Source organism: Herbiconiux sp. 11R-BC (assembly GCF_049472555.1).
Taxonomy (GTDB): Bacteria; Actinomycetota; Actinomycetes; order Actinomycetales; family Microbacteriaceae; genus Herbiconiux.
Genome location: NZ_JBCEBO010000003.1, coordinates 438035 through 462438, shown reverse-complemented (window position 1 = coordinate 462438; position 24404 = coordinate 438035). Strand labels below are relative to the sequence as shown.

Genomic DNA, 24404 nt, shown 5'->3' with positions numbered 1-24404 from the left:
CACTTCGGCCGCCAGTTCGACGAACGGCCGGGAACACCGCATAGTGGATCGGAGTTGCACTACGCGGAACGGAACACACAAGACATGACTGACACCACCGTGGCCCCCGCCACTCTCCCCGTGCTCGACTTCTCCCGGCTCGCCGCCGGCCCGGCCGAAGCCGCCGCCTTCCGCACCGAACTGCGCGAGGCCACCCACGACTACGGCTTCTTCTACCTCGTGGGCCACGGCGTGCCCGAGGAGCTCATCGACCGCGTGATGACCACCTCGCGCCGCTTCTTCGATCTCCCCGAGGCCGACAAACTCGCCATCGAGAACCTCAACAGCCCCCACTTCCGCGGCTACACCCGCGTCGGCGGCGAGCTCACCCAGGGTCGCATCGACTGGCGCGAGCAGATCGACATCGGCACCGAGCGCGAGCCCGTCGCGCTCACCGATGACTCCCCCGCCTACCTGCGGCTCGAAGGCCCGAACCAGTGGCCGGATGCGCTCCCCGAGCTCCGCGAGGTCGTCGCCGAGTGGTACGCCGCCCTCACCCGCGTGAGCCTCGAGCTGCTCCAGGCCTGGGCACTCTCCCTCGGCGCCGACGAGCACGTGTTCGATGCGGCCTTCGCCGAACGTCCCTCCACCCTCATCAAGATCGTCCGCTACCCCGGCAAGAGCGATCCCGAGCCCAAGCAGGGCGTCGGCGCCCACAAGGACAGCGGTGTGCTCACCCTCCTGCTCGTCGAGCCCGGCAAGGGCGGCCTGCAGGTGGAGAAGGACGGCGAGTGGATCGACGCTCCCCCGATCCCGGGCGCCTTCGTGGTGAACATCGGCGAACTCCTCGAGGTCGCCACGAACGGCTACCTCAAGGCGACGGTGCACCGCGTGATCTCGCCGCGCATCGGCGACGACCGCATCTCCATCCCGTTCTTCTACAGCCCCGCGCTCGATGCCACGATCCCCGTGCTCCCGTTGCCGGCCGAACTCGCGGCCGAGGCCTCCGGCATCACCGCAGACCCCGACAACCCGATCTTCCGCACCTACGGGGAGAACGCGCTGAAAAGCCGGCTGCGTGCGCATCCGGATGTCGCGGCCCGCCACCACGCCGACCTCCTGACTCCCGCGGAGTGAGCGAGCCGCCGCGTGAGTCACCCAGCAGCACGGCACCGGGCGACGACGAGCTGAGGAGCGAACCCGCCCGGCGCCGCAACCACTTCGCCGACCTCACGCCCCTCCGGGCGAGCCCCGCGTTCGCCCGCCTCTGGGCCGGGCAGGCGATCTCCGGCATCGGCAGCCAGATGACGATCGTGGCGGTCGGTCTCGACATCTACCGTCTGACCGATTCGACCCTCGCGGTGTCGGGCGTGGCGCTCTTCGCCCTGCTGCCGATGATCGTGGCCGGGCTGTACGGCGGGATGCTCGCCGACGCCTTCGACCGCCGCACAGTGGCGCTGATCGCCGCGATCGTCGCCTGGGCCTCCACCATCACCCTCGCCGCGCTGGCCTGGTCCGGCGCCGACAGCGTGGTGGCGCTCTACACGCTCGCCACGGTGAACGCGGTGGCGGCCACGGTCATCCAGACCACGCGCTCGGCGATCTTCCCGCGCATCCTCCCGCGCGAGCTGCTGCCCGCCGCCGCCGCGCTGAACGGCATCACGATCGGCATCATGGTGACCGTCGGGCCCGCGCTGGCCGGCGTGCTGGTGGCCACCGTTGGCTTCGGCTGGACCTACACCGTCGACGTCGTGCTCTTCGTCTCGGCGTTCCTCGGCATCGCGAGCCTGCCCCGCATCCTGCCCGAGGGCGAACGGCACCGGCCGGGACTCGAGTCGCTGCGGCACGGCATCGCCTTCCTGCGGCGGGCGCCGAACATCCGCGCCTCCTTCCTCATCGACATCGCAGCGATGACCTTCGGGCAGCCTCGCGTGCTGTTCCCCGCCATCGGCGTGCTCGTGCTCGGCGGCGGACCGATCACCGTCGGCATCCTCACCGCCGCGTACGCCGTCGGGTCGACGCTCACGAGCGTGTTCTCGGGGCGGCTCGGCGGGGTGCGCCTGCAGGGCCGCGCCATCGCCCGCGCGGTGCAGAGCTACGGGGCGTTCATCGCGCTGTTCGGCGTCGTGGTACTCGTGTCGACCCTCGCGGGTGCGCCCGCGAGCCAGGAGCTCGCCGATGCGAACGTCGTGGGACTCGTGCTCGCCTCGCTCGCCCTCGTGGGGGCCGGCGCCTCCGACGAGGTGAGCGCCATCTTCCGCAGCACCATGCTCCAGACCGCGGTTCCCGACAACATGCGCGGGCGGCTGCAAGGTGTGTTCACCGTGGTCGTGGCCGGTGGGCCGCGCGTGGGCGATCTCTACGTCGGGCTCGTCTCGGTGTTCGCGGCGCTGTGGTTCCCGCCCCTGCTCGGCGGTCTGCTGATCGTGGCCGCGGCCGCGCTCATCCTGCGTCTCGTGCACAGCTTCCGCGACTACGACGCGCGCGACCCGAAGCCCTGACGTCGGCGCGGAGCTGGCATCGATGTCCGGATTCTGCAGGAATAGCCGAGAGCACCGCTCTATTTTCGACGCTCACGGCTATTTCTGCAGAATCTGCACACCGGCAGGCTCAGAGGCCCGCGGGCGGCTCCTCGCCGGCGGCCAGCACGAGCGCCAGGCGCTGCGTGGGCCGCGTCATCGCCACATACAGAGCGGATGCGCCGCGCGTCGTCTCCGCGATCAGCTCGCCGGGAGACACCACCACCACCGAGTCGAACTCGAGGCCCTTGGCCTCGGCGGGCGCGAGCAGCGCGATCGATCGGGAGAGCCCGGTCACGCCGGTGCCCACCTCGGAGCCGAACGCCCCGCTGAGCGCCTCCCCCACCGCGGCCGCGCGGGCCGCCGGGGTGATGACGGCCACGGTTCCGCCCGCCGCCGTCATCTCGCGCACGTCGGCGAGCACGCGCTCGAGCAGTTCGTCGTCGTCCGCCGTCGGCTCGGCCACCACGGGCCACTCGGTGGTGCGCACGGAGCGCGAGCGAGTGACCGTGAGGCCGTTGGCGTGCGCCACACGCTCGGCGGCATCCACGATCTGCGATGGCGTGCGGTAGTTCACCGTGAGCTCCTCGAGCCGCCAGTTCTCACCGATGAGGGGCTGGAGCGTCGCATCCCAGCTCGTCGACGACGCCGCCGAGCTCGCCTGGGCCACGTCGCCGACGATCGTGAAGGAACGCAGCGGCGACTTGCGCAGCAGAACCCGCCACTGCATCGGCGAGAGCTCCTGAGCCTCGTCGACCACGATGTGACCGTAGGTCCACGAGCGGTCGGAGGCGGCGCGCTCGGCGGTCGTCAGCATCGCCTCGGTCTCGGCGAAGCCCGCCACCACCGACTCGGCCGACACCTGGCCGGCCACGTCCATGTTGCGGATGGCGTTCTTCGCGTTCTCGAGGTCGCGCTTGCGCTGCGCCTTCTCCGCGCGCCTCTTGGCCGCATCCCCCGCGTCGTACTCGCCGAGCAGCTCGGCGGCCTCGTCGAGCAGCGGCACGTCGGAGACCGTGAAGGCCGCCCCGCGCTCACGCCGCAGCAGCTGGCGCTTGGCCTTCGACCAGTGCCCGGTGAGCGACTCGAGCCACTGCGGCCGGGCGTAGAGGTCTTCGACGAGCTTCTCGGGGGTGAGCGGGATCCAGGCGGTGTTGAGTGCCACCCGCACGTCGTAGGCGGTGCGGATGTCTTCCCGCAGGTAGGCGAGATCGGCCTCGTCGACGGTGCTGCCGCGGCGGCGCAGCTGCTCGGCGAGCTGCTTGGTGAGCTGCGAGAGCACCGACTTCACGAAGGCCACCCGGCCCTCGTTGTAGGGCTTGCCCGATTCGCGGGCGCGTGTCATGGCCTCAGCGATGGTGGCGGGCTGCAGCACGAGCTTCTCGCCGTTGATCTCGAGGTTCTGCGCCTCGGCGGGAACCCGCTGGCGCGAGCGCACCGCGCGGCGGATGAGGGCGGCCATCTCGGCCGATCCCTTGAGCGCCGCCACGGCGGGCTCGTCGTCGAGACTCGTCTCGACGCCCGGGTACAGCTGGCCGAGGCTCGAGAGCACCACGCCGGTCTCGCCGAGACTCGGGAGCACGGCGTTGATGTACTGCAGGAAGGCACGACTGGGGCCGACCACGAGCACGCCGCTCGAGCCGAGGCGGTCGCGGTGGGTGTAGAGCAGGTAGGCGGCGCGATGCAGCGCCACGGCGGTCTTGCCGGTGCCGGGGCCGCCCTGCACCACGAGAACGCCCGAGAGCTCGGAGCGGATGATCCGGTCCTGCTCGGCCTGGATGGTGGAGACGATGTCGTGCATCTGCCCGGTGCGCTGCGCGGACAGGGCCGCGAGCAGGGCGCCCTCGCCCTGCAGCTGGGTGCCGTCTTCGTCGAGCAGGGCGGAGTCGAAGACCTCGTCCTCGATGCGCACCACGTCGCGGCCGCGCGTGGTGATGTGCCGGCGGGCGCGGGCGCCGAGCGGGGTGGCCGCGGTGGCCTGGTAAAAAGCGCGGGCCTGCGGGGCGCGCCAGTCGAGCAGCAGTGGCTCGAGGTTCTCGTCGCGCAGGCCGATGCGCCCGATGTAGCGCAGCTGCGATCCGGGGCCGTCGACCTCCGGGTCGGGGTCGACGAGTTCGAGCCGGCCGAACGCCAGCCGCTCTCCCACCTCGCGGAGCTGGCCGATGCGGTCTTCGTAGGCCCGCGCGAAGGCGTCGCGCTCCGACCGTGACTGGTGGTTGCCGCCGACGTTCTCGCGCCGAACGGTCGCCAGCTCCTGCTCGGCCTCGGCCTTCAGGCTGTCGAGCCTCTCGTACAGCCCCGCCACGTATTCGCGCTCACGCGCCAACTCGTTCTCAGCCACAGCACCTCCCGAATTACCGGCAAGCAATTCTACAAGCCGAAACCCGGGAGGTTGCCGCAGCACTCTGTCGAGCGGGTGAATCGTGCCTTACGGGACCGAGATCAGGTCGATCACGAAGATGAGGGTCTTGCCGGCCAGGAAGTGACCGGAGCCCTCAGGACCGTAGGCGAGGTGCGGCGGGATGGTGAGCTTGCGGCGGCCGCCGGCCTTCATGCCCGGGATGCCCTCCTGCCAGCCGGCGATGAGGCCGTTGAGCGGGAAGCTGATGGTCTCGCCGCGACCCCAGGAGGAGTCGAACTCCTCACCGGTCTCGTATTCGACGCCGAGGTAGTGCACCTCGACGGTGGCGCCCGGCGTGGCCTCGGCGCCGGTGCCCTCGACGATGTCGACGATCTCGAGCACGGTGGGCGGCGGGCCCTCGGGGAAGTCGAGTTCGGGCTTGGAATCCATGGGATCTGTCATGCCTCCATCCAATCCCACCCCGCGGTGCAGGTCAAAAGCACCGGCTCAGTAGACCTTGCCGGGGTTCAGGATGCCGTCGGGGTCGAACACCGCCTTGATCCGCCGCTGCAGGGCGAGCTCCTCGCTGCCGAGCTCGGCCTCGAGCCAGCGCTTCTTCAGCACGCCGACCCCGTGCTCACCGGTGAGCGTGCCGCCGAGGCGCATGCCGGCGGCGAAGAGTTCGTCGGCCGCGGCCCAGACCGCCTCGGGGACGCCGAGCGGATCGGCCTGGCCGGCCGGGGCATCCGGGATCACGAAATTCGGATGCAGGTTGCCGTCGCCCGCGTGCGCCACAGTCGGAATGCGCAGGCCGTGCTTCGCGCCGATCCGCTCGATCTCGCCGAACATCGCCGCCAGCTGCGACCGCGGAACGCACACGTCTTCGACGAGCACTTCACCGCCGGCCTCGAGCGCCGGGTGGAAGCTGCGGCGGAAGGCGAGCAGCCGCTCCCCCGCCTCGGCGCCGGCCGAGAGCTCGGCGGAGAGCGGCGAGGCCGCCTCGAGCACCCGCAGCACCTGGGCCGCCTCGACCTCCGCGCCGAGCCCGTCGCACTGCACGAGCACGAAGGCCGCTCCGGGCGCGGGCGTGGCGGTGCCGAGGTAGCGGTCGACCGCGGCCACGGAAGCGGCATCCATGAGCTCCATCACGGCGGGCCGGATGCGCGCGGCCGTCACCGCGGCGCAGGCGGCGGCCGCGGCGGTCACGTCGGCGAAGAACGCCCCGATCGTGGCGACCCCGCCCTCGGGGATCGGCCGGATGCGCACGGTCGCCTGCACGATCACCCCGAGCGTGCCCTCCGAACCGGTCAGCAGTGCGGTGAGGTCGTAGCCGCTCACTCCCTTCACCGTGCGCCGCCCGGTCTCGAGCAGCGAGCCGTCGGCGAGCACGACGGTGAGCCCCAGCACCGCCTCGCGGGTCACGCCGTACTTGGCGCAGAGCAGGCCGCCGGCGTTCGTGGCGATGTTGCCGCCGATCGTCGAGATGGCCTTGCTGGCCGGGTCGGGCGAGTAGACGTAACCGTGCGGGGCGAGCGCGTCGGAGAGCGCCTGGTTGATGACGCCGGCTTCGACCACGGCGAGCTCGTCGTCGAGCGAGATCTCGAGGATGCGGTCCATGCGTGCCAGGCTCAGCACGATCGACCCGGCCGTGGAGGTCGCCCCGCCCGCGAGCCCGCTTCCTGCGCCCCGGGGGACGACGGCGACGCAGTGCTCGTGCGCGAGCCGCACGGCATCCTGCACCTCGGCGACCGTCGTCGCCTCCACGAGCGCAAGCGGCGCCGCGGCCGACCGCCAGCCCGACTTGTCGGAGCGCACGCCCTCGAGCCTCCCGGGCTCCGTGATCACCCGCTCGCCGAGGGCCGCCCGAAGGCTCGCAAGAAAGGATGCCGGGGTCGCGTCGGTCATGACCCTCATCCTAAGGAGGCCCCGAAAGCGAAGACGAGGGCGACGTCGTCTCAGTCGCCCGTCTCGACCACCGGGATGGCCTGCGTGATCGCCTCGATGCCCGAGAGCCGCGCCGGCGAGATCAGCTTCATCACGCGCTCGCGCGTCATGAGGTCGGCCTCCACCACGAGGTCGGCGATGTTGCGGTGCGTGAGCAGAGCCGTCTTCGCAAGGGCCGAGGCGGCCGCGTAGCCGATGTAGGGCGTCAGCGCTGTCACGACCCCCACCGAGGTCGACACCATGGTGTCGAGACGGTCGAGGTTCGCGGTGATGCCGTCGATGCAGTTCACGCGCAGGGTGCGGCATCCGCCGGTCATCCAGGCGAGGCTCTGCAGCAGCGAGTGCGCGATGACGGGTTCGAAGGCGTTGAGCTGCAGTTGTCCGCCTTCCGCGGCCATGGTGACCGTCACATCCGCGCCGGCCACCGCGAACGCCACCTGGTTCACGACCTCGGGGATGACGGGGTTCACCTTGCCGGGCATGATGCTCGAGCCGGCCTGGCGCGGCGGCAGGTTGATCTCGCCGAAACCGGCCTGCGGTCCGCTCGAGAGCAGGCGCAGGTCGTTGCAGATCTTCGAGAGCTTGATGGCCGAGCGCTTCAGCACTCCCGAGAGGGTCATGAACACGCCGGCGTCGCTCGTGGCCTCCACGAGGTCGGCGGCCGTCACGTGCTCGAAGCCGGTGAGTTCGCGAAGGTGGCGGCAGACGGTGGCCGCGTAGGCCGGGTCGGCCGTGATGCCGGTGCCGATGGCGGTGGCGCCGAGGTTGATCTCCCAGAGCAGCGGGAGGGTGTGGCGCATCCGCTCGAGATCTTCGGTGAGGGTGGTGGCGAAGCCGTGGAACTCCTGGCCGAGCGTCATCGGCACGGCGTCCTGCAGCTGCGTGCGGCCCACCTTCAGCACGTGGGCGAACTCGCGGCCCTTGGCACCGAAGCTGTCGCGCAGCAGCTCGTGCTCGGCCATCAGCCGGTCGAGCGAGAAGCACATCGCGAGCTTCACCGCCGTCGGGTAGACGTCGTTGGTGGACTGGCTGCGGTTCACGTCGTCGAGCGGGTGCAGGATGTCGTAGCGGCCGGGCGCGTAGCCGTTCGCCACGAGGGCGACGTTCGCCACCACCTCGTTCGTGTTCATGTTCGTGGAGGTTCCGGCACCGCCCTGGATGACGCCCACCACGAACTGGTCGTGGAACTCGCCGGCCCGGATGCGCTCGCAGGCCTCGTCGATCCAGCGCGCCTTCTGCGCGTCCAGCACCCCGATCTCGCGATTGGCGCGCGCGGCGGCCTGCTTCACGATCACGAGGGCGTTCACGAGATCGGGGTAGACCGAGATGGGGCGGCGGCTGATCGGGAAGTTCTCGAGGGCCCGGGCGGTGTGGATGCCCCAGAGGGCGTCGGCGGGGATCTCGGTGCTGCCGAGGCTGTCGGTCTCGGTGCGCGTGGTACCGGGGGTGTGCGAGGTCCCGGCGTCGATGCCGGGCGTGATCCGTTGTTCGGACGATGAGATTGTCACGTCGGGGAGCTCCATTGCTGTCGTCGTTTCGCTTGTGGCTTGACGCAGAAGACTCTAGCCCAGCTTGCGCAGCAGGCCCCGGATGAATCCGTCCTTCTTCTCGGTGAACGGCGGGTACACGAGCTTCAGCGTGTCAGGGCTGAGGCGCTTCGTGAGAACGGCCTTCTCGTGGCTGAAGGTCTCGATGCTCCGGCGCCCGTGGTAGTTGCCCATGCCGCTCTCGCCGACGCCGCCGAACGGCAGGCCGGTGACGGTGAGGTGGGCCACCGGCACGCCGAAGCCGACCGCCCCGGAGGAGGTCTCGGTGAGGATGCGCCGTGCCGTCTCGCGCGAGTTCGTGAAGGCGTAGAGCGCGAGCGGCTTCTCGCCCGCGGTGATGAACCCGATGGCGTCGTCGAGGTCCTCGACCGTGACGAACGGCAGGATCGGCCCGAAGATCTCCTGCTGCATGACCGGCGCATCCCGGGCCACGTCGACGAGCACGGTGGGCGCGATGTAGCGGGCACGCTCGTCGACCCGGCCCCCGGTGAGCACCTTCTCACCGGCGAGCAGCCCCGTGAGCCGGGTGTACTGCTTCTCGTTCACGATGCGGCCGTAGCTCGCGCTCGTGCGCGGGTCGCCGTCGTAGAGCTCGGCGATCGCCTCCACCAGCAGGGGCGCGAGGGCGCTCTGCACCTCCGCGGTGGCGAGCAGGTAGTCGGGCGCAACACAGGTCTGGCCGGCGTTCATGAACTTGCCCCAGGCGATGCGGCGGGCCGCGACGGCGAGGTCGACCGTGTCGTCGACGTAGACCGGCGACTTGCCGCCGAGCTCGAGGGTGACCGGCGTGAGGTGCTTCGCGGCGGCCGCCATCACGATGCGGCCCACCGTGCCGTTGCCGGTGTAGAAGATGTGGTCGAAACGCTCGGCGAGCAGCTCGGTGGTGACCTCGACGCCGCCCTCCACCACGGTCACGGCGCGCGGGTCGAGGTAGTCGGGCACGAGCTCGGCGATCAGCGCCGAGGTGGCCGGGGCGAGCTCGCTCGGCTTCATCACCACGGCGTTGCCGGCCGCGAGGGCGCCGATCACCGGCGCGAGCAGCAGTTGCACGGGGTAGTTCCAGGGGGCGATGACGAGCACGACCCCGAGCGGCTCGAGCATGGTGGAGGCGGTGGCCGGCGCGATCGCGAGGGGCACGCCGACCCGGCGCGGCCGGAGCCAGCTCCGCAGGTGCGCGAGGGTGTGGTCGATCTCGGAGAGCAGGATGTTGATCTCCGTCAGCTGCGACTCTGCGGGGTTCTTGCCGAGGTCGAGGAACAGGGCGTCCTCGAAGTCGGCGGAGCGCTCCACGAGCATCCGCCGCAGGGCCTTCAACTGCTCGGTGCGCCACCGCAGCGACCGCGTGACCCCTCGGCCGAAGCTCGCACGCAGAGGCGGAACGACGGGAGCGAACGCGATCTCTAGGGTCATTCCCCCATCGTAGGAGTCGCGGCCTAGCGGTGGAAGAAGGGAACGATCAGGTAGATGCCGAAGAGCACGGCCGCCGCGCTCAGCGCGAAACAGGCGTACGCGAGCACGGAGGCGTAGCGCGGGCGCACCGGCCGGCCGGTGCGGGCATCCGGATGCGTCAGGCCGTGGAACCGCAGGCCGAAGGAGTACAGGCTCACCACGACCGCGGTCGACACGATCGAGGCGACGGCCACCACGAGAAATGCACCCCAGTCGATCGTCATCGGGCCGCCCTCTGCTTGCGGCGGGTGGCCTTGGGGCTCCGCACGACGTCTCCGGCCGCATCGATCTCGCTGATGGCGTTGCTGGAGGTCACCTGGTTGCGTCGCGAGATCACGAAGATCGACACGATCACCCCGAGCCCCGCGAAGAGGTCGACGACGATTCCCACCGTTCCGAGCCGTGCGACGAACGCGGCGACCGCCCCCACCACCGCGGATGCGGGCAGCGTGAGCAGCCAGCCCACGCCGATCCGGCCCGCCGTGCGCCAGCGCACCGAGGAGCCGCGACGGCCGAGACCCGAGCCGATCACCGAGCCCGAGGCCACCTGCGTGGTCGAGAGGGCGAAACCGAGATGGCTCGACGCCAGGATGGTGGCGGCCGTGCTCGTCTCGGCCGCGAAGCCCTGCGCCGGCTTCACCTCGGTGAGCCCTGCGCCGAGGGTGCGGATGATGCGCCAGCCGCCCATGTAGGTACCGAGCGCGATGGCCAGGGCGCAGGCGACGATGATCCAGATCTCGGGGCCGGTGCCGGCCGGCTGCAGACCGGCGGAGATGAGCAGCAGCGTGATGACTCCCATGGTCTTCTGCGCGTCGTTGGTGCCGTGCGCGAGCGCCACGAGCGAGGAGGAGAAGATCTGGCCGTACCGGAACCGGCCGCGCACGCCGGACTGCTCGCTCGAGGCGGGCATCCGGGTGATGAGGTAGGCCAGCCGCGTGGCGACGAAGGCGACGACGCCGGCCACCACCGGCGCCACGAGCGCGGGCAGCACGATCTTGCTGAGGAGCACGCCGTAGTCGACGACCCCGAACCCGGCGCCGACGACGGCGGCGCCGATGAGGCCGCCGAACAGGGCGTGCGAGGAGCTCGACGGCAGGCCGAAGAGCCAGGTCACGAGGTTCCACACGATCGCCCCGATCAGGCCGGCGAAGATCATCTCCGGCAGGATCTGCACCCCGCCTGCGCCCTCGCGGATGAGGCCGCCCGAGATCGTCTTCGCCACCTCCGTGCTGAGGAACGCGCCCACCAGGTTGAGCGCCGCGGCGAGGGCCACGGCGACCTTGGGCCTCAGCGCACCGGTGGCGATGGGCGTAGCCATCGCGTTGGCGGTGTCGTGGAAGCCGTTCGTGAAATCGAAGAACAGGGCCAGGGCGATCACCAGCACGACGATCACCGACAGATCCACTGACGCTCTCCTGATCTGTTGCGTTCGTCGCGCATCCGGCTTTCACCGGATGTTCATGCTGTTCGGGTTGCCCTCGGGGCCGTGACGACTATGCCATCCGGCCCGGCGCAGGTCAACACGGGCCGGCTCTACGCTGGAGGGATGGATGCTCTCCCTCCCCAGGCCCGTCGACAGCCCATCGAACGCGTTCACCACGGCGACACGGTGATCGACGCCTACGAGTGGTTGCGCGACAAGGAGAACCCCGAGGTGATCACCTACCTCGAGGCCGAGAACGCCTACACCGAGCAGGCCACCGCGCACCTGGCGGGGCTGCGCCAGAGCATCTTCGACGAGATCAAGTCGCGCACCCTCGAGACCGACCTCTCGGTGCCCGTGCGCGACGGCGGCCACTGGTACTACACCCGCACCGTCGAGGGCTCGCAGTACGGCGTGCACTGCCGGGCCCCGATCGCCGGCCCCGACGACTGGACTCCTCCGCAGCTCACGCCGGGCGAACCCGTCGCCGGCGAGCAGGTCGTGCTCGACGACAACACCGAGGCCGAGGGCCACGAGTTCTACTCGCTCGGTTCCTTCGACGTGAGCCCCGACGGGATGCTGCTGGCCTACGCCGTCGACACGCTCGGCGACGAGCGCTACACGCTGCGCATCCGCGACCTCGCCACCGGCGCCGACCTGCCCGACGTGGTGGAGGACACCTTCCCCGGCGCCGTATTCTCCGGCGACGGCGGCAGCGTCTACTACCCCACCGTCGACGAGGCCTGGCGGCCCGACACCATCTGGCGCCACCGCGTGGGCACGCCGGCCGCCGACGACGAGACCGTGTTCACCGAGCCCGACGAGCGCTACTGGGTCGGCATCGGCCTCACACGCAGCAAGAAGTACCTCGAGATCGCGCTCGGCTCGAAGATCACGAGCGAGGTGCTGCTTCTGGACACCACCGATCCGGATGCGCGGTTCGAGCTGGTCTGGCCGCGCCGCGAGGGCGTGGAGTACTCGGTGGAGCACGCGGTGGTGGGCGGCCGCGACGTGCTGCTCATCCTGCACAACGACGGGGCGGAGAACTTCGAGCTGATCGCCGCCGACCCCGCGCGTCCGGCCGACCCCGCGGGCTGGACCACGGTGCTCGCGCACGACCCGGCCGTGCGCCTCGAGGACGTCGAGGCCTTCGCCGGGCACCTCACGGTGGACTACCGGCGCGACGGGCTCACGCGCATCGCGGTGCTGCCGCTCGACCCGGCGTCGACGGAGATCGACGGCTCCGCGCTGCGGGAACTCGCCTTCGACGAGCCTCTGTTCGCCGTAGGGACCTCGGGCAACCCCGAGTGGCTGCAGCCCACCGTGCGCTACGGCTACACCTCGTTCGTCACCCCCTCGTCGGTGTTCGACTACGACGTGACCACCGGAGCCTCGACGCTGCTCAAGCAGCAGCCGGTGCTCGGCGGGTACGACCCCGCCGCCTACGAGCAGCGGCGGGAATGGGCCACGGCGGCCGACGGCACCCGCGTGCCGATCTCGGTGGTCGCACGGCGGGGTGTGCTGGACGCCGGGCCGGCCCCGTTCATCCTCTACGGCTATGGATCGTACGAGTCGTCGATCGACCCCGGGTTCTCCGTGGCGCGTCTCTCGCTGCTCGACCGGGGGGTCGCCTTCGCGATCGCGCACGTGCGCGGCGGCGGCGAGCTGGGGCGGCACTGGTACGAGAACGGCAAGACGCTCAGCAAGAAGAACACCTTCACGGACTTCGTCGCCTGCGCCGAGCGCGTGATCGAGCTCGGCTACACGAGCCCCTCCTCGCTCGTGGCGCAGGGCGGCAGCGCCGGTGGGCTGCTGATGGGCGCGGTCGCGAACCTCGCGCCCCAGCTGTTCGCGGGCATCCTGGCGCAGGTGCCGTTCGTCGACGCGCTCACCTCGATCCTGGACCCGTCGCTGCCGCTCACGGTGATCGAGTGGGACGAGTGGGGCGACCCGCTGCACGACCCCGAGGTGTACGCCTACATGAAGAGCTACTCGCCCTACGAGAACGTCACCGAGCAGCAGTACCCGCGCATCCTCGCCGTGACGAGCCTCAACGACACCCGGGTGCTCTACGTCGAGCCCGCGAAGTGGACGGCCCGCCTGCGCGAGGTCGGCGCCCCCGTGCTGCTGAAGACCGAGATGTCGGCCGGCCACGGCGGCGTCTCGGGCCGCTACGCCCGCTGGCACGAGGTCGCCGAGGAGTACGCCTGGATGCTGGACGTGCTCGGCCGCGCGAGATAGCCGACCGCGCCGTGACCCCCTTGATCGGAGTGCTGGTGGCTTTTGCCGTGGCCGCCGCTCTCACGCTGGCGGTCTTCGGCATCTCGGTCGTCGTCGCGCACCACCTCCCGAAGTCGCTCACCGCCGAGTACGTCCCGCCACCCGGAAACCTCATCGACCACGGCCTCGCCGTGCGCGCCGACCGGCGAATCGTCGCAGCGATGATTGCAGACCTCGCCATGCGCGGCCGCATCCGCGTGCTCGCGCCCCGCGGCTCCCGGGGACCCGTGGCAGTGCAGCCACTGCCGGGTACCGTGCTCGCGCGCGGGGAACGAGCATTCCTCGCGATGCTCAACCCGTCGTCGCCGAACCTCTGGCAGACGCGAGTCCGCGATCAGGCGCTTCGGGAAATCGGACTCGAGCGGGGCGGGGCGCCCGATCTCGTCTTCCTCACCGGTCCGGCGTCCTTTCCATCCCATCGAGCGCGTGAAGTGGCGGTGTTCCTCGCCAAACGGCGGACGGCGATGGGATACCGGGGGCTGACGCGGGGCCTGTCACCGGGACTGCACCTGCTGCTGATCGCACTCTGCCTCCTCGCCACCGGGGCACTCGGCCTGCTCGGCGGTCTCGGAGCGCTGATGGCGGGCTGGTGGCCGGTCGCGATCGCGATCGCCGTGGTACTCGCGGGGTTGCTGTATGCGATCGCCGTGGCACCGCCTACGCTAACGCGGTTCACGCCGGCCGGAACGGCGCTTCGCCGGAGGCTCTCCGGCCTTCGCTACTACATGCGCCTCGCAGAACAGGAGCGGATCCGCTTTCTGGCCTCCACCGAGTCGGCATTACGCACACCGGCCGGCGACCCCACCCCCGCGGGACTCCGGCTCGGGATCCGCATACCCACGCCCGCGGTCGACCCGGTCGCTCAAGCGGGCCTGGACCGTCTAGTCCTCACCGAGCGCCTCTTGCCCTACGCCATCCTCTTCCGTCAGGAGAAGTCGTGGCGTCGCGAACTCCGAGGCCTCGCGGAACTCCCGGCTTCTGAGGGCCTGATCGTCTTGGGAGCCACGACGAACGCCCTGCTCTCCTCCCTCGACGCTCTCGTCGCCGTCGGTCAGGTGGCTCGCATGACGTGGTCACTCGCCGGACTGGTCACCAACGCACTGAACTGAGAGCTAAGCGCCGGCCCGTCTACGAGGCCGGCGACCCGGCGCCCCACTCACTCCGGAAACGGTCGTAGCTCCAGCTGTCCGTTCCGCGCCATGGGATGCCGGGATGCCACCGCGATCGCCTCGGCGACATCCTCGACTTCGAGGATGTCGAAGCCCCAGAGCTGATCGCCGACCACCGTGCGGTCGCTCACCAGCGTCTCCCCGCCTCGCACGCGCACCGTGGTCGCGTTGCCCGGGTCGAGGATGTCGCCGATCAGCCGCCGCCCGGATGCGTCGAGCTCGTCGACCCACACCTCGACATCCGACTCATCGGCCACCGCGTCCGGCGCCGCATCCGACAACACGAACATCATGAACTTCACCGACACTCCTCCGCCCGCCCCACCAATGTGAACACTGTACACATCATCGAGCACCGCGAGAAGGGGGCGGGGATTTCGTCTTCCGCCGCCTTTGAGCTCCGCTCAACYGAAGGCGGAAGTCGAAATCCCCCTCCGATTCGCCTACCTCAGCCCCCTACAACCACTTGGCCGCCAGGTGATCCGCCTCGATCCGCCGGATCGTCCCCGAGTGCGAGCGCAGCACGATCGACTCCGTGCGGATGATCGGCCCGAGGCGCTTCACGCCCGCGACCAGCCCGCCGTCCGTCACGCCGGTGGCCACGAAGAAGGTGTTGTCGCCCGAGACGAGGTCGTTCGCCTCGTAGAGCTTGTCGATGTCGAGGCCGGCGTCGATGCCCTTCTGGCGCTCGTCGTCGTCTTTCGGGGCGAGCCGGGTCTGGATGAAGCCGCCGAGCGCCTTGATGGCGCACGCCGTGGCCACGCCCTCGGGGCTGCCGCCGATGCCGACGCACATGTCGATGCGGGTGCCGTAGCGGGCCGCGTTGATGCCGCCGGCCACGTCGCCGTCGAGCATGAGCCGGGTGCCGGCGCCCGCCGCGCGGATCTCCTCGATGAGCTCGACGTGGCGCGGGCGGTCGAGCACGGCCACGCGGATGTCCCCGACGTCCTTGCCCTTGGCCTTCGCGAGCGCGCGGATGTTGTCGCCGATCGGCCGGTCGATGTCGATCACGCCGATGCCGTCGGCATCCGTCACGATCTTCTTCATGTAGAACACCGAGGAGGCGTCGAGCATGGTTCCGCGGTCGGAGGCCGCGAGCATCGAGATGGCGTTCTGGCGCCCGGCAGCGGTGAGCGAGGTGCCGTCGATCGGGTCGACCGCGATGTCGCAGGAGGGCCCGCGCCCGGTGCCCACGTGCTCACCGTTGAAGAGCATCGGGGCCTGGTCCTTCTCGCCCTCGCCGATCACGATCACGCCGTCGAAGTCGACGGTGCCGAGGAAGGCGCGCATCGCGTCGACCGCGGCCCCGTCGGCGGCGTTCTTGTCGCCCTTGCCGATGAACGGCTGAGCCCGGATGGCCGCGGCCTCGGTGGCGCGCACCAGCTCGAGCGCGAGGTTGCGGTCGGGGTGTTCGTAGAGGGGGATGCTGCTGGTCATGACACAGTCCTTCCGAGAAGTGCAGAGGCGCGCCGTGACGGACCGCGCCGGCGGGGGCCACACGCCTCCCGGTGCGTTTTCCAGCCTATCGGTCGGAGTGCTCACACCACCGCTGGCTAGACTCGGTGCTGTACGCAGGCCGGCGCGCTGCCATCGCGCCCACCAAAGGAGATGACATGCCCATTGCAACCCCCGACCAGTACGCCGAGATGCTCGACAAGGCGAAGCAGGGCGGCTTCGCCTACCCCGCCGTCAACGTCTCCTCGTCGCAGACGCTGAACGCCGTGCTCCAGGGCCTGGCGGAGGCCGGGTCCGACGGCATCATCCAGGTCACCACCGGTGGAGCCGACTACTTCGCCGGCCAGACCGTGAAGGCCCGCGCCACGGGCGCCCTCGCCTTCGCCGCGTTCGCCCACCAGGTGGCGAAGAACTACCCCATCACCGTCGCCCTGCACACCGACCACTGCCCGCAGCCGGCTCTCGCCGACTTCGTGCTCCCCCTCATCGCCGCCTCGGAAGACGAGGTCAAGGCCGGCCGCGAGCCCATCTTCCAGTCGCACATGTGGGACGGATCGGCCATCCCGCTCGGCGAGAACCTCACGATCGCGCAGGACATGCTGAAGCGCACCAAGGCCATCAACGCCATCCTCGAAGTGGAGATCGGCGTCGTCGGCGGCGAAGAAGACGGCGTGAGCCACGACATCAACGAGCACCTCTACACCACGCTCGACGACGCCATCCAGACCGTCGAGGCCCTCGGCCTCGGCGAGAACGGCCGCTACATGGCCGCGCTGACCTTCGGCAACGTGCACGGCGTCTACAAGCCCGGCAACGTGAAGCTCAAGCCGGAGCTGCTGAAGGAGATCCAGGACGGGCTCGAGGCCAAGTTCGGCACCGGCCCGAAGCCCCTCGACCTCGTGTTCCACGGCGGATCGGGCTCGACCGACGCCGAGATCGCCGAGGCCGTCGCCAACGGCGTCATCAAGATGAACATCGACACCGACACCCAGTACGCCTTCACCCGCTCGATCGCGGGCACCATGTTCACCAACTACGACGGTGTGCTGAAGGTCGACGGCGAGGTCGGCAACAAGAAGGTCTACGACCCGCGCGCCTGGGGCAAGATCGCCGAGACCGCGATGGCCGCCCGCGTGGTCGAGGCCACGCAGCAGCTCGGCTCCGCCGGCCACTCCGGCAAGTGAGCCGCGAACAGGAGATTTCGTGACCGACGAGCGACCGAAGCCGAAGTACGGAGAGCTGGCCCCCGAGGGCTGGGTCTGGCAGCCGCCGCAGCAGGCGGCGCCGGATGCGGACGAGCCCGCCTCTCCGGCCCCGGCCGCGGCCGCGCCGCCCGCCCGAGGCGCTCAGGCACCGGGCGCGGCGGCGACGCCGCACACCGGGCTCGGCTTCAGCACCGGCGACGTCGTGGCCACCGTGATCCTGCTGGCGATCGGCCTGTACTCCACGCTGAACTCCATCGTGGGCGGTCTGCTCAATCTGCCGGCCCTCATCCAGCCCGTCATCGACGCCCAGGGGCTCGGCGTGACGTACACGGCCACGAGCGCGGCGAGCGTCATCGGCACGATCGGCGCCGTGGTGCTCGCCCTCATCTACGCTCTGGCGGTGTGGGCCTCGGTGGTCGCCATCCGCAAGCACAAGCGGGCCGTCTACATCCCGCTCGCCTGCGCCGTGCTGAGCTTCATCGCGCTCGTGTTCGTTCTGGTGCTGGCCATCTTCGCCGACGGCGCACTCGTGAACGCGATGCTCGCGAGCTCCGGGGTCTGATCGCCCGAGCCGAGCCGTCAGTCCGTGCCGCCGGAACCTCGGATGGAGGCGCGGACGGACGGTTCGGCAGCAGGCTCAGGCGCTGTGGCGACCGCCGAGGGCGCGGGCGTCCTTCTTGCCGGCGGTGTCGCGGCGGAGTTCCTTCGGAAGCGAGAACACCAGGTCCTCCTCGGCCGTCTGCACGGTCTCGATGTCACCGTAGCCGGCCCCGGCGAGGTCGTCGAGCAGTTCTTGCACGAGCACCTCGGGAACGGATGCGCCCGAGGTCACCCCCACGGTCTCCACGCCGTCGAGCCACTCCTGCTTCACCTCGTGCGCGTAGTCGACCCGGTAGGCGGCCTTCGCGCCGTACTCGAGGGCGACCTCGACGAGGCGCACCGAGTTCGACGAGTTCGCCGAGCCCACGACGATCACGAGATCGGCGTCCTTCGCCACCTTCTTGATGGCGACCTGACGGTTCTGGGTGGCGTAGCAGATGTCGTCGGACGGCGGATCCTGCAGCTTCGGGAACTTCTCGCGCAGGCGGCGCACCGTCTCCATGGTCTCGTCGACCGAGAGCGTGGTCTGCGAGAGCCACACCACCTTGTCGGGGTCTTTCACCTCGATGCCGTCCACCGCATCCGGGCTGTTCACGAGCGTGATGTGCTCGGGCGCCTCGCCCGCGGTGCCCTCGACCTCCTCGTGGCCCTCGTGGCCGATGAGCAGGATCTCGAAGTCGTCGCGCGCGAAGCGCACGGCCTCGCGGTGCACCTTGGTGACGAGGGGGCAGGTGGCGTCGATGGCCTGCAGCCCGCGATCGGCGGCGCCCTGCACCACGGCCGGCGACACCCCGTGCGCCGAGAACACGACGTGGGCACCCTCGGGCACCTCGTCGACCTCCTCGACGAAGATGGCGCCGCGCTTCTCGAGCGTGGTGACGACGTGCACGTTGTGCACGATCTGCTTGCGCACGTAGACGGGGGCGCCGTAGTGCTCGAGCGCCTTCTCCACGGCCACGACGGCCCGGTCGACACCGGCGCAGTAGCCTCGCGGTGCGGCCAGGAGCACGCGCTTGTGCCCGGCCACCGGGTTGTCCTTGAGCCTGTTCCGCACGCCGGGGATCCTCGGCATCGGCAGGCTGATGGTCGTCGCGTTGCTCACCCGATCGATTCTACGTGCCCCAGCCTGGGTGACGGCGGCGTGTGGAATGCTGGACGGCGTGACCGACGCACCCACCGCCCCCGCCGCATCCGGCCCGTCGACGGCCGACGCCCCGTGGCCGGTGGGCGAGCTCGCACAGAAGATCCGCGGCTACATCGAGCGCCTGGGCACCGCCTGGGTCGAGGGCGAGATCACCCAGTGGGGGGTGTCGGGCGGCAACGTCTACGGCAAGCTCAAAGACCTGAACGACGAGGCGACCATCAGCTTCACGGTCTGGTCGTCGGTGAAGGCGCGCCTTCCGGCCGACCTGAAGCAGGGCGACCGCGTGATCGCGCTGATCAAGCCCAACTACTGGGTGCGCGGCGGCACGCTCACCATGCAGGTGTTCGAGATGCGGCACGTCGGCCTCGGCGACCTGCTCGAGCGGCTGGAGCGGTTGCGTGCCCAGCTCGCCGCCGAGGGCCTGTTCGACGCCGCGCTCAAGAAGCCGCTGCCGTTCCTCCCCGGCGTGATCGGCCTCGTCACCGGCAAAGACAGCGACGCCGAGAAAGACGTGCTGCGGAACGCCCAGCTGCGCTGGCCCTCGGTGCGCTTCCGCGTGGTGCACGCGGCGGTGCAGGGAGACCGCACTCCGCGCGAGGTCGTGGCCGCCATCGAGGAACTGGATGCCGACCCGGCCGTCGAGGTCATCATCATCGCGCGCGGCGGCGGCGACTTCCAGAATCTGCTCGGCTTCAGCGACGAGGCGGTGCTGCGCGCCGCTGCGGCGGCCCGCACGCCGATCGTGAGCGCCATCGGGCACGAGGCCGACCGTCCGCTGCTCGACCTCGTGGCCGACCTGCGCGCGTCGACGCCGACGGATGCCGCCAAGCGCGTCGTTCCCGACGTCGGCGAAGAGCTCGCCCGCGTCGACCAGGCGCGCCTGCGCATCCGAGGCCGCGTGTCGTCGCTCGTGTCGGTGGAGGTCGACCGGCTGCAGCAGATCCGCAGCCGGCCGGTGCTCGCCACCCCGGGCCGGATGCTCGATGCGCGCTCCGAAGACCTCACCCGCTTCGTGGCGCGCGGCGAAGAACTCGTCTCTCGCGTGATCGAGCGCGAGGGCAACAGGGTGCGGGAGCTCGCCGGCCACCTGCGCGCCCTGTCCCCGCAGCGCACCCTCGACCGCGGCTACGCGATCGTGCAGGCGTCGAACGGGCACATCGTGCGCGCGGCGACCGAGGCGCCGAGCGGCACCGCGCTCACCATCACGGTCGCCGAGGGCGCTCTCGACGCGCACTCAGACGGACCGCACAGCGATCGATAGGATTGTTCCCATGGCCTCCACGCCCGCATCCCCCTCGTCCTCCGGCCCTTCGGCTGCGGCGTTCGCCGACGTCGCGGAGCTGAGCTACGAAGAGGCGCGCGACGAGCTCATCCGTGTGGTGAGCGAGCTCGAGCAGGGCTCCGCCACCCTCGAGCAGTCCCTCGCTCTCTGGGAGCGCGGCGAAGCGCTCGCCTCGCGCTGCGAGAGCTGGCTGATCGGCGCCCGCGAGCGACTCGAGGCCGCCCGCCAGACGGCAGCGGAGTAGGCGCGTGGCCAAGAGCACCGCGAGCGCACCCCCCGAGCGGCCCGTCGTCGCCGAACTCGGGCGGCCGGAGACGCCTGAGGAGGAGGCTGCCCGCAAGCGGGCGCGAACCATCGCCTACCGCGACAGCAAGACACTCAAGAACCTGCTGATCGCCCTGGGGCTCACGGTGGCCCTCCTGCTCGGATTCATGCTGCTCGTGCCGCGGCCCGACGGAGTACCGCTCTACCAGGCCGTCGACTACCAGCAGGTGGCTGCAGGTGCACAGGCCTCGATGCCGATCCCGCTCGCCGCGCCCGCCCTGCCCGAGGGATGGTCGTCGAACGTCGCCGAGATCCGTTCCGGCGCGAGCGACAAGGTCGTCTCCTGGTACATCGGGCTGATCTCGCCGAGCAAGCAGTACGTCGGCGTCACGCAGGCCCTCGACGCCAACCCGAGCTGGCTCGCCGAGCAGGTGGCCAAGGGCTTCGCCTCCGACGTGGTCACGCTCGACGGCGTGCAGTGGACCGTCTACGACAACCGCTCCACCGGCGCCGACGTGGGCAACGCGAAATACGCCCTCACCACCGAGTCCGGGCCCACCACCTACGTGGTGTTCGGCACCGCCGGGGTCGACGACATCACCACGGTGGCCACCGCGCTCGGCGACAACGTGCGTGCGCAGGCCGCCGTCGACCCGGCGACGCTGCCGTCGGCATCCGCTTCCCCCTCCTCCTGAGCCGCACTACGACCCCACCCGATTTGGAGAACGACACCGTGGCCGAATTCACCCCCCCTGCTCGCGTCTGGGCCACCATGGTGCGCGGCAACGAGCGGTTCATCGCCGGCACCCCCAAGCATCCGCGCCAGGACGCGGAGACCCGCGCCGAACTCGCGCACCTGCAGAACCCCCGCGCGGCCCTGCTCGGCTGCAGCGACTCCCGGCTCGCGGCGGAGATCATCTTCGACCTGGGCCTCGGCGACCTGTTCGTGGTGCGCAACGCCGGTCAGGTCGTCTCCGAGTCCGCGGTGGGCAGCCTCGAGTACGCCGTCGAGGTGCTCGGCGTCTCGCTCGTGGTCGTGCTCGCCCATGACGAGTGCGGCGCCGTGCGCGCCGCCATCGACTCGCAGTTGCCGGATGCGGCGCCGCTGCCCGGTCACATCCGCACCCTGGTGCAGAAGATCGTGCCGGCCATCAGCGAGGTGCCGGCCGAGCGCGCCGAGGACGGTTCGCTGCTCTCGGCGCCGGATGCGGCCGACGTGGGCCGGGCTCACCTCCGCGACACCGTGAAGGCGCTCCTGGAGTCGTCGGAGATCATCACGGCGGCGGTCGCCGAGGGTAGATTGGCTGTGGTCGGAGCCAACTACCGACTGGCCGAAGGCCGAGCCGTGGCCGACATCGCCATCGGCGAGATCTGACCCCTCGATTCCCCGCGACCGCGCCCGCGCGCCGCGGATGACACACCAACGAAAGGACGACCACACAGTGGTGGACAACGCCTCGGAGACCGAGTACCGCATCGAGCACGACACGATGGGCGAGGTGCGCGTGCCCGTCTCTGCGCTCTACGGAGCGCAGACGCAGCGCGCGGTCGAGAACTTCCCCGTGTCGGGCTCGGTGCTCGAGCCGGCCCAGATCGCCGCGCTCGCGCGCATCAAGAAGGCCGCCGCGCTCGCCAACGCCCGCCTCGGTGTGCTCGACGGAGCGATCTCGGAGGCGATCGCCGCCGCCGCCGACCGCGTGATCGCGGGCGAGTTCGACGCCGACTTCCCGATCGACGTCTACCAGACCGGCTCAGGCACCTCCTCGAACATGAACATGAACGAGGTGCTCTCCTCGCTCGCCACCGCTTCGCTCGGCTCGCTCGTGCATCCGAACGACCACGTGAACGCCTCGCAGTCCTCGAACGACGTGTTCCCCACCTCGGTGCACGTGGCCGTGACGAGCGCGCTCATCCACGACCTCATCCCCTCGCTCGAGCACCTCGCCGAGGCGCTCGGGGAGAAGGCGGTGCTCTGGGCCGGCGCTGTGAAGGCGGGCCGCACGCACCTCATGGATGCCACGCCCGTCACGCTCGGTCAGGAGTTCGGCGGCTACGCGATGCAGATCCGGCTCGGCATCGAGCGCGTGCAGTCGGCGCTCCCGCGGGTCGCCGAGGTTCCGCTCGGAGGCACGGCGGTCGGCACCGGTATCAACACCCCCGCCGGGTTCCCGCAGCTCGTCATCTCGATCCTCGCCGAGGAGACCGGGCTGCCGATCACCGAGGCCCGCGACCACTTCGAGGCGCAGGGCGCGCGCGATTCGCTGGTGGAGGCATCCGGAGCCCTCCGCGTGCTCGCGGTGTCGCTCACGAAGATCTGCAACGACCTGCGCTGGATGGGCTCCGGCCCGAACACCGGCATCGGCGAGCTGCACATCCCCGACCTGCAGCCCGGGTCGTCGATCATGCCCGGCAAGGTGAACCCCGTCATCCCTGAAGCCGTGCTGCAGGTGTGCTCGCGCGTGATCGGCAACGACGCCTCGATCGCCTGGTCGGGCGCCTCCGGAGCGTTCGAGCTGAACGTGGCCATCCCGGTGATGGGAACGGCTCTGCTCGAGTCGATCCGCCTGCTGTCGAACTCCGCGGTGCTGCTGGCCGACAAGACGGTGGCGGGGCTCCAGGCGAACCTCGAGCGGGCGCGCGCGCTGGCCGAGTCCTCGCCGTCGATCGTCACTCCGCTGAACCGGATCATCGGCTACGAGGCCGCTGCGAAGATCGCCAAGCACTCGGTGGCGCGGGGCATCACGGTGCGCGAGGCCGTCATCGACCTCGGCTTCGTGGAGCGCGGCGAGGTCACCCTCGAGCAGCTCGACGCAGCGCTCGACGTGCTCTCGATGACCCGCCCGCCGCAGGCCAAGTAGAGCGCCGGCGCCGGCGCCGGCCGGCACCGAAACGACGGAGGCTGCACCCCGATACGGGTGCAGCCTCCGTCGTTTTCGTCACCGGGCTGCTTTCTCCGTCGTCTCGGCGTCAGGGTGAGGTGAGGAGGGGCAGCTCGGCGGCCCAGAACGCCGCCAGCAGGGCGGGGCCGAGCGGATGCCGGGCCGCGCACACGGGGTCGAGCGGATGCCGGGCCGCGCGCACGGGGCCGAGCGGATGCCGGGCCGCGCGCACAGGGTCGAGCGGATGCCGGGCCGCGCGCAAGGGGTCGAGATGTGCGGGGTCGAGATGTGCGGGGTCATCGGGCACGGGGTCATCGGGCACGGGGTCGGCGGGCACGGGACGCCCCACACGCGCTCGCACGCCAGTGCGCGACGGAATCACCATGCCTGCTCCCCTGCCCACAGTCCACGCCCCGAAGACCTGCGCGCTGACGACGGCCGCGCCCACGAGAATCCCGGCACTCAGGGACTCCGCTCGCCCGAGGGCTCCCGTCATCCCCGCCAGCGAGCCCAGCCACAGGCCCAGCTTCACATCGCCCATCCCCACCCAGCCGGCAGCCCATCCCGCACCGAGCACGGCAGCGGCAGACGCCCCGCCCGCGATCGCCGGCCCCGCGCCGCCCGAGTCCGTGATCGCGGGGCTCGCGCCTCCCGATCCAACGGGTGCCGGCCCCGCGGCTCCAAACCCGCCGAGTCCAGCCCAAAGCATCACCCAGCCCGTCAGAACGAGACCCGGCACCACGAACGTATTCGGCAACCGGAACTCCCGCAGGTCGGCGAGCGCGAGCGGAACCGTCACCGCAGCGAGGTGGAGCAGCGGCAGCATGACGGGCCACCACGGTGGCGAGAGGATGGGCATGCCGACACCGTAGGACTCGCGAAGCGGCCCGCCGAGTTCTCCACAGGGATCCGCTGAACCGCCAC

Annotated in this window: 22 protein-coding genes; 11 read left to right on the top strand and 11 right to left on the bottom strand. The window is 70.6% G+C overall.

The genetic code is table 11. The features are described from left to right. Positions 1-84: 84 nt before the first annotated feature. Positions 85-1116 carry an isopenicillin N synthase family dioxygenase gene (locus VD659_RS10725; protein ID WP_423261074.1) on the top strand — a complete coding sequence of 344 codons (1032 nt, stop codon included), beginning with the start codon at positions 85-87 and terminating at the stop codon, positions 1114-1116. Further along, positions 1113-2480, top strand: coding sequence for an MFS transporter (locus tag VD659_RS10720; RefSeq protein ID WP_423261073.1), 1368 nt, complete (start codon positions 1113-1115; stop codon positions 2478-2480). Before VD659_RS10725 ends, VD659_RS10720 begins: the two co-directional genes overlap by 4 nt. A 109-nt stretch (positions 2481-2589) precedes the next feature. On the opposite strand, the gene VD659_RS10715 is transcribed toward VD659_RS10720, so the two are convergent. From VD659_RS10715 to VD659_RS10685, 7 genes are all read right to left on the bottom strand, one after another. Continuing rightward, positions 2590-4839 carry a HelD family protein gene (locus VD659_RS10715; RefSeq protein WP_423261072.1) on the bottom strand — a complete coding sequence of 750 codons (2250 nt, stop codon included), beginning with the start codon at positions 4837-4839 and terminating at the stop codon, positions 2590-2592. A gap of 87 nt (positions 4840-4926) precedes the next feature. Beyond that, positions 4927-5301 carry an FKBP-type peptidyl-prolyl cis-trans isomerase gene (locus VD659_RS10710; RefSeq protein ID WP_423261070.1) on the bottom strand — a complete coding sequence of 125 codons (375 nt, stop codon included), beginning with the start codon at positions 5299-5301 and terminating at the stop codon, positions 4927-4929. Between the two features lie 45 nt (positions 5302-5346). Further along, positions 5347-6744, bottom strand: coding sequence for an FAD-binding oxidoreductase (locus tag VD659_RS10705; protein WP_423261069.1), 1398 nt, complete (start codon positions 6742-6744; stop codon positions 5347-5349). 50 nt (positions 6745-6794) lie between these two features. After that, positions 6795-8306, bottom strand: coding sequence for an aspartate ammonia-lyase (locus tag VD659_RS10700; protein ID WP_423261068.1), 1512 nt, complete (start codon positions 8304-8306; stop codon positions 6795-6797). A gap of 39 nt (positions 8307-8345) precedes the next feature. Then, positions 8346-9740 carry an aldehyde dehydrogenase family protein gene (locus tag VD659_RS10695; RefSeq protein ID WP_423261067.1) on the bottom strand — a complete coding sequence of 465 codons (1395 nt, stop codon included), beginning with the start codon at positions 9738-9740 and terminating at the stop codon, positions 8346-8348. Positions 9741-9763: 23 nt separating this feature from the next. Next, positions 9764-10003, bottom strand: coding sequence for a hypothetical protein (locus VD659_RS10690; RefSeq protein WP_423261066.1), 240 nt, complete (start codon positions 10001-10003; stop codon positions 9764-9766). Then, positions 10000-11184, bottom strand: a complete 1185-nt coding sequence (locus VD659_RS10685; protein WP_423261065.1) for an inorganic phosphate transporter — start codon at positions 11182-11184, stop codon at positions 10000-10002. Before VD659_RS10685 ends, VD659_RS10690 begins: the two co-directional genes overlap by 4 nt. Positions 11185-11325: 141 nt before the next feature. Here VD659_RS10685 and VD659_RS10680 point away from each other — a divergent pair, with 141 nt between their 5' ends. Further along, a complete protein-coding gene (locus VD659_RS10680; RefSeq protein ID WP_423261064.1) occupies positions 11326-13443 on the top strand; it encodes a S9 family peptidase in 2118 nt (705 codons plus the stop codon). A gap of 47 nt (positions 13444-13490) precedes the next feature. Beyond that, positions 13491-14591, top strand: a complete 1101-nt coding sequence (locus VD659_RS10675) for a hypothetical protein (RefSeq protein ID WP_423261063.1) — start codon at positions 13491-13493, stop codon at positions 14589-14591. Between the two features lie 47 nt (positions 14592-14638). Here VD659_RS10675 and VD659_RS10670 read toward each other — a convergent pair whose 3' ends face one another. Continuing rightward, positions 14639-14944 carry a YciI family protein gene (locus VD659_RS10670; RefSeq protein ID WP_423261103.1) on the bottom strand — a complete coding sequence of 102 codons (306 nt, stop codon included), beginning with the start codon at positions 14942-14944 and terminating at the stop codon, positions 14639-14641. A 163-nt stretch (positions 14945-15107) separates the two neighbouring features. After that, positions 15108-16088, bottom strand: a complete 981-nt coding sequence (gene glpX, locus VD659_RS10665; protein WP_423261062.1) for a class II fructose-bisphosphatase — start codon at positions 16086-16088, stop codon at positions 15108-15110. Between the two features lie 176 nt (positions 16089-16264). On the opposite strand from glpX, the gene fbaA reads away from it, so the two are divergent. Next, complete coding sequence (gene fbaA, locus VD659_RS10660) at positions 16265-17290, top strand: class II fructose-bisphosphate aldolase (RefSeq protein ID WP_137836428.1); 1026 nt, start codon at positions 16265-16267, stop codon at positions 17288-17290. Between the two features lie 19 nt (positions 17291-17309). Further along, positions 17310-17873, top strand: a complete 564-nt coding sequence (locus tag VD659_RS10655; RefSeq protein ID WP_423261061.1) for a DUF6264 family protein — start codon at positions 17310-17312, stop codon at positions 17871-17873. A gap of 75 nt (positions 17874-17948) precedes the next feature. On the opposite strand, the gene VD659_RS10650 is transcribed toward VD659_RS10655, so the two are convergent. After that, on the bottom strand, positions 17949-18983 hold the full coding sequence (locus VD659_RS10650) for a 4-hydroxy-3-methylbut-2-enyl diphosphate reductase (RefSeq protein ID WP_137836446.1): 1035 nt from the start codon (positions 18981-18983) through the stop codon (positions 17949-17951). 76 nt (positions 18984-19059) lie between these two features. Between VD659_RS10650 and xseA the strand changes: the two genes are divergently transcribed. The 5 genes from xseA (at position 19060) to VD659_RS10625 (ending at position 23459) form a co-directional block, all read left to right on the top strand. Beyond that, positions 19060-20316, top strand: coding sequence for an exodeoxyribonuclease VII large subunit (gene xseA, locus VD659_RS10645; RefSeq protein ID WP_423261060.1), 1257 nt, complete (start codon positions 19060-19062; stop codon positions 20314-20316). Positions 20317-20326: 10 nt separating this feature from the next. After that, positions 20327-20581 carry an exodeoxyribonuclease VII small subunit gene (locus tag VD659_RS10640; protein ID WP_423261058.1) on the top strand — a complete coding sequence of 85 codons (255 nt, stop codon included), beginning with the start codon at positions 20327-20329 and terminating at the stop codon, positions 20579-20581. Between the two features lie 4 nt (positions 20582-20585). Next, positions 20586-21296 carry a DUF4245 domain-containing protein gene (locus VD659_RS10635; RefSeq protein ID WP_423261057.1) on the top strand — a complete coding sequence of 237 codons (711 nt, stop codon included), beginning with the start codon at positions 20586-20588 and terminating at the stop codon, positions 21294-21296. 77 nt (positions 21297-21373) lie between these two features. Further along, entirely contained in the window at positions 21374-21976 is a 603-nt protein-coding gene (locus VD659_RS10630) for a carbonic anhydrase (RefSeq protein ID WP_423261101.1), read from the top strand. Positions 21977-22043: 67 nt separating this feature from the next. Further along, positions 22044-23459 (top strand): class II fumarate hydratase, encoded by a 1416-nt coding sequence (locus VD659_RS10625; RefSeq protein ID WP_423261056.1) that lies wholly within the window; start codon positions 22044-22046, stop codon positions 23457-23459. A gap of 109 nt (positions 23460-23568) precedes the next feature. Here VD659_RS10625 and VD659_RS10620 read toward each other — a convergent pair whose 3' ends face one another. Further along, entirely contained in the window at positions 23569-24339 is a 771-nt protein-coding gene (locus VD659_RS10620; RefSeq protein ID WP_423261055.1) for a hypothetical protein, read from the bottom strand. Between the last annotated feature and the right edge of the window lie 65 nt (positions 24340-24404).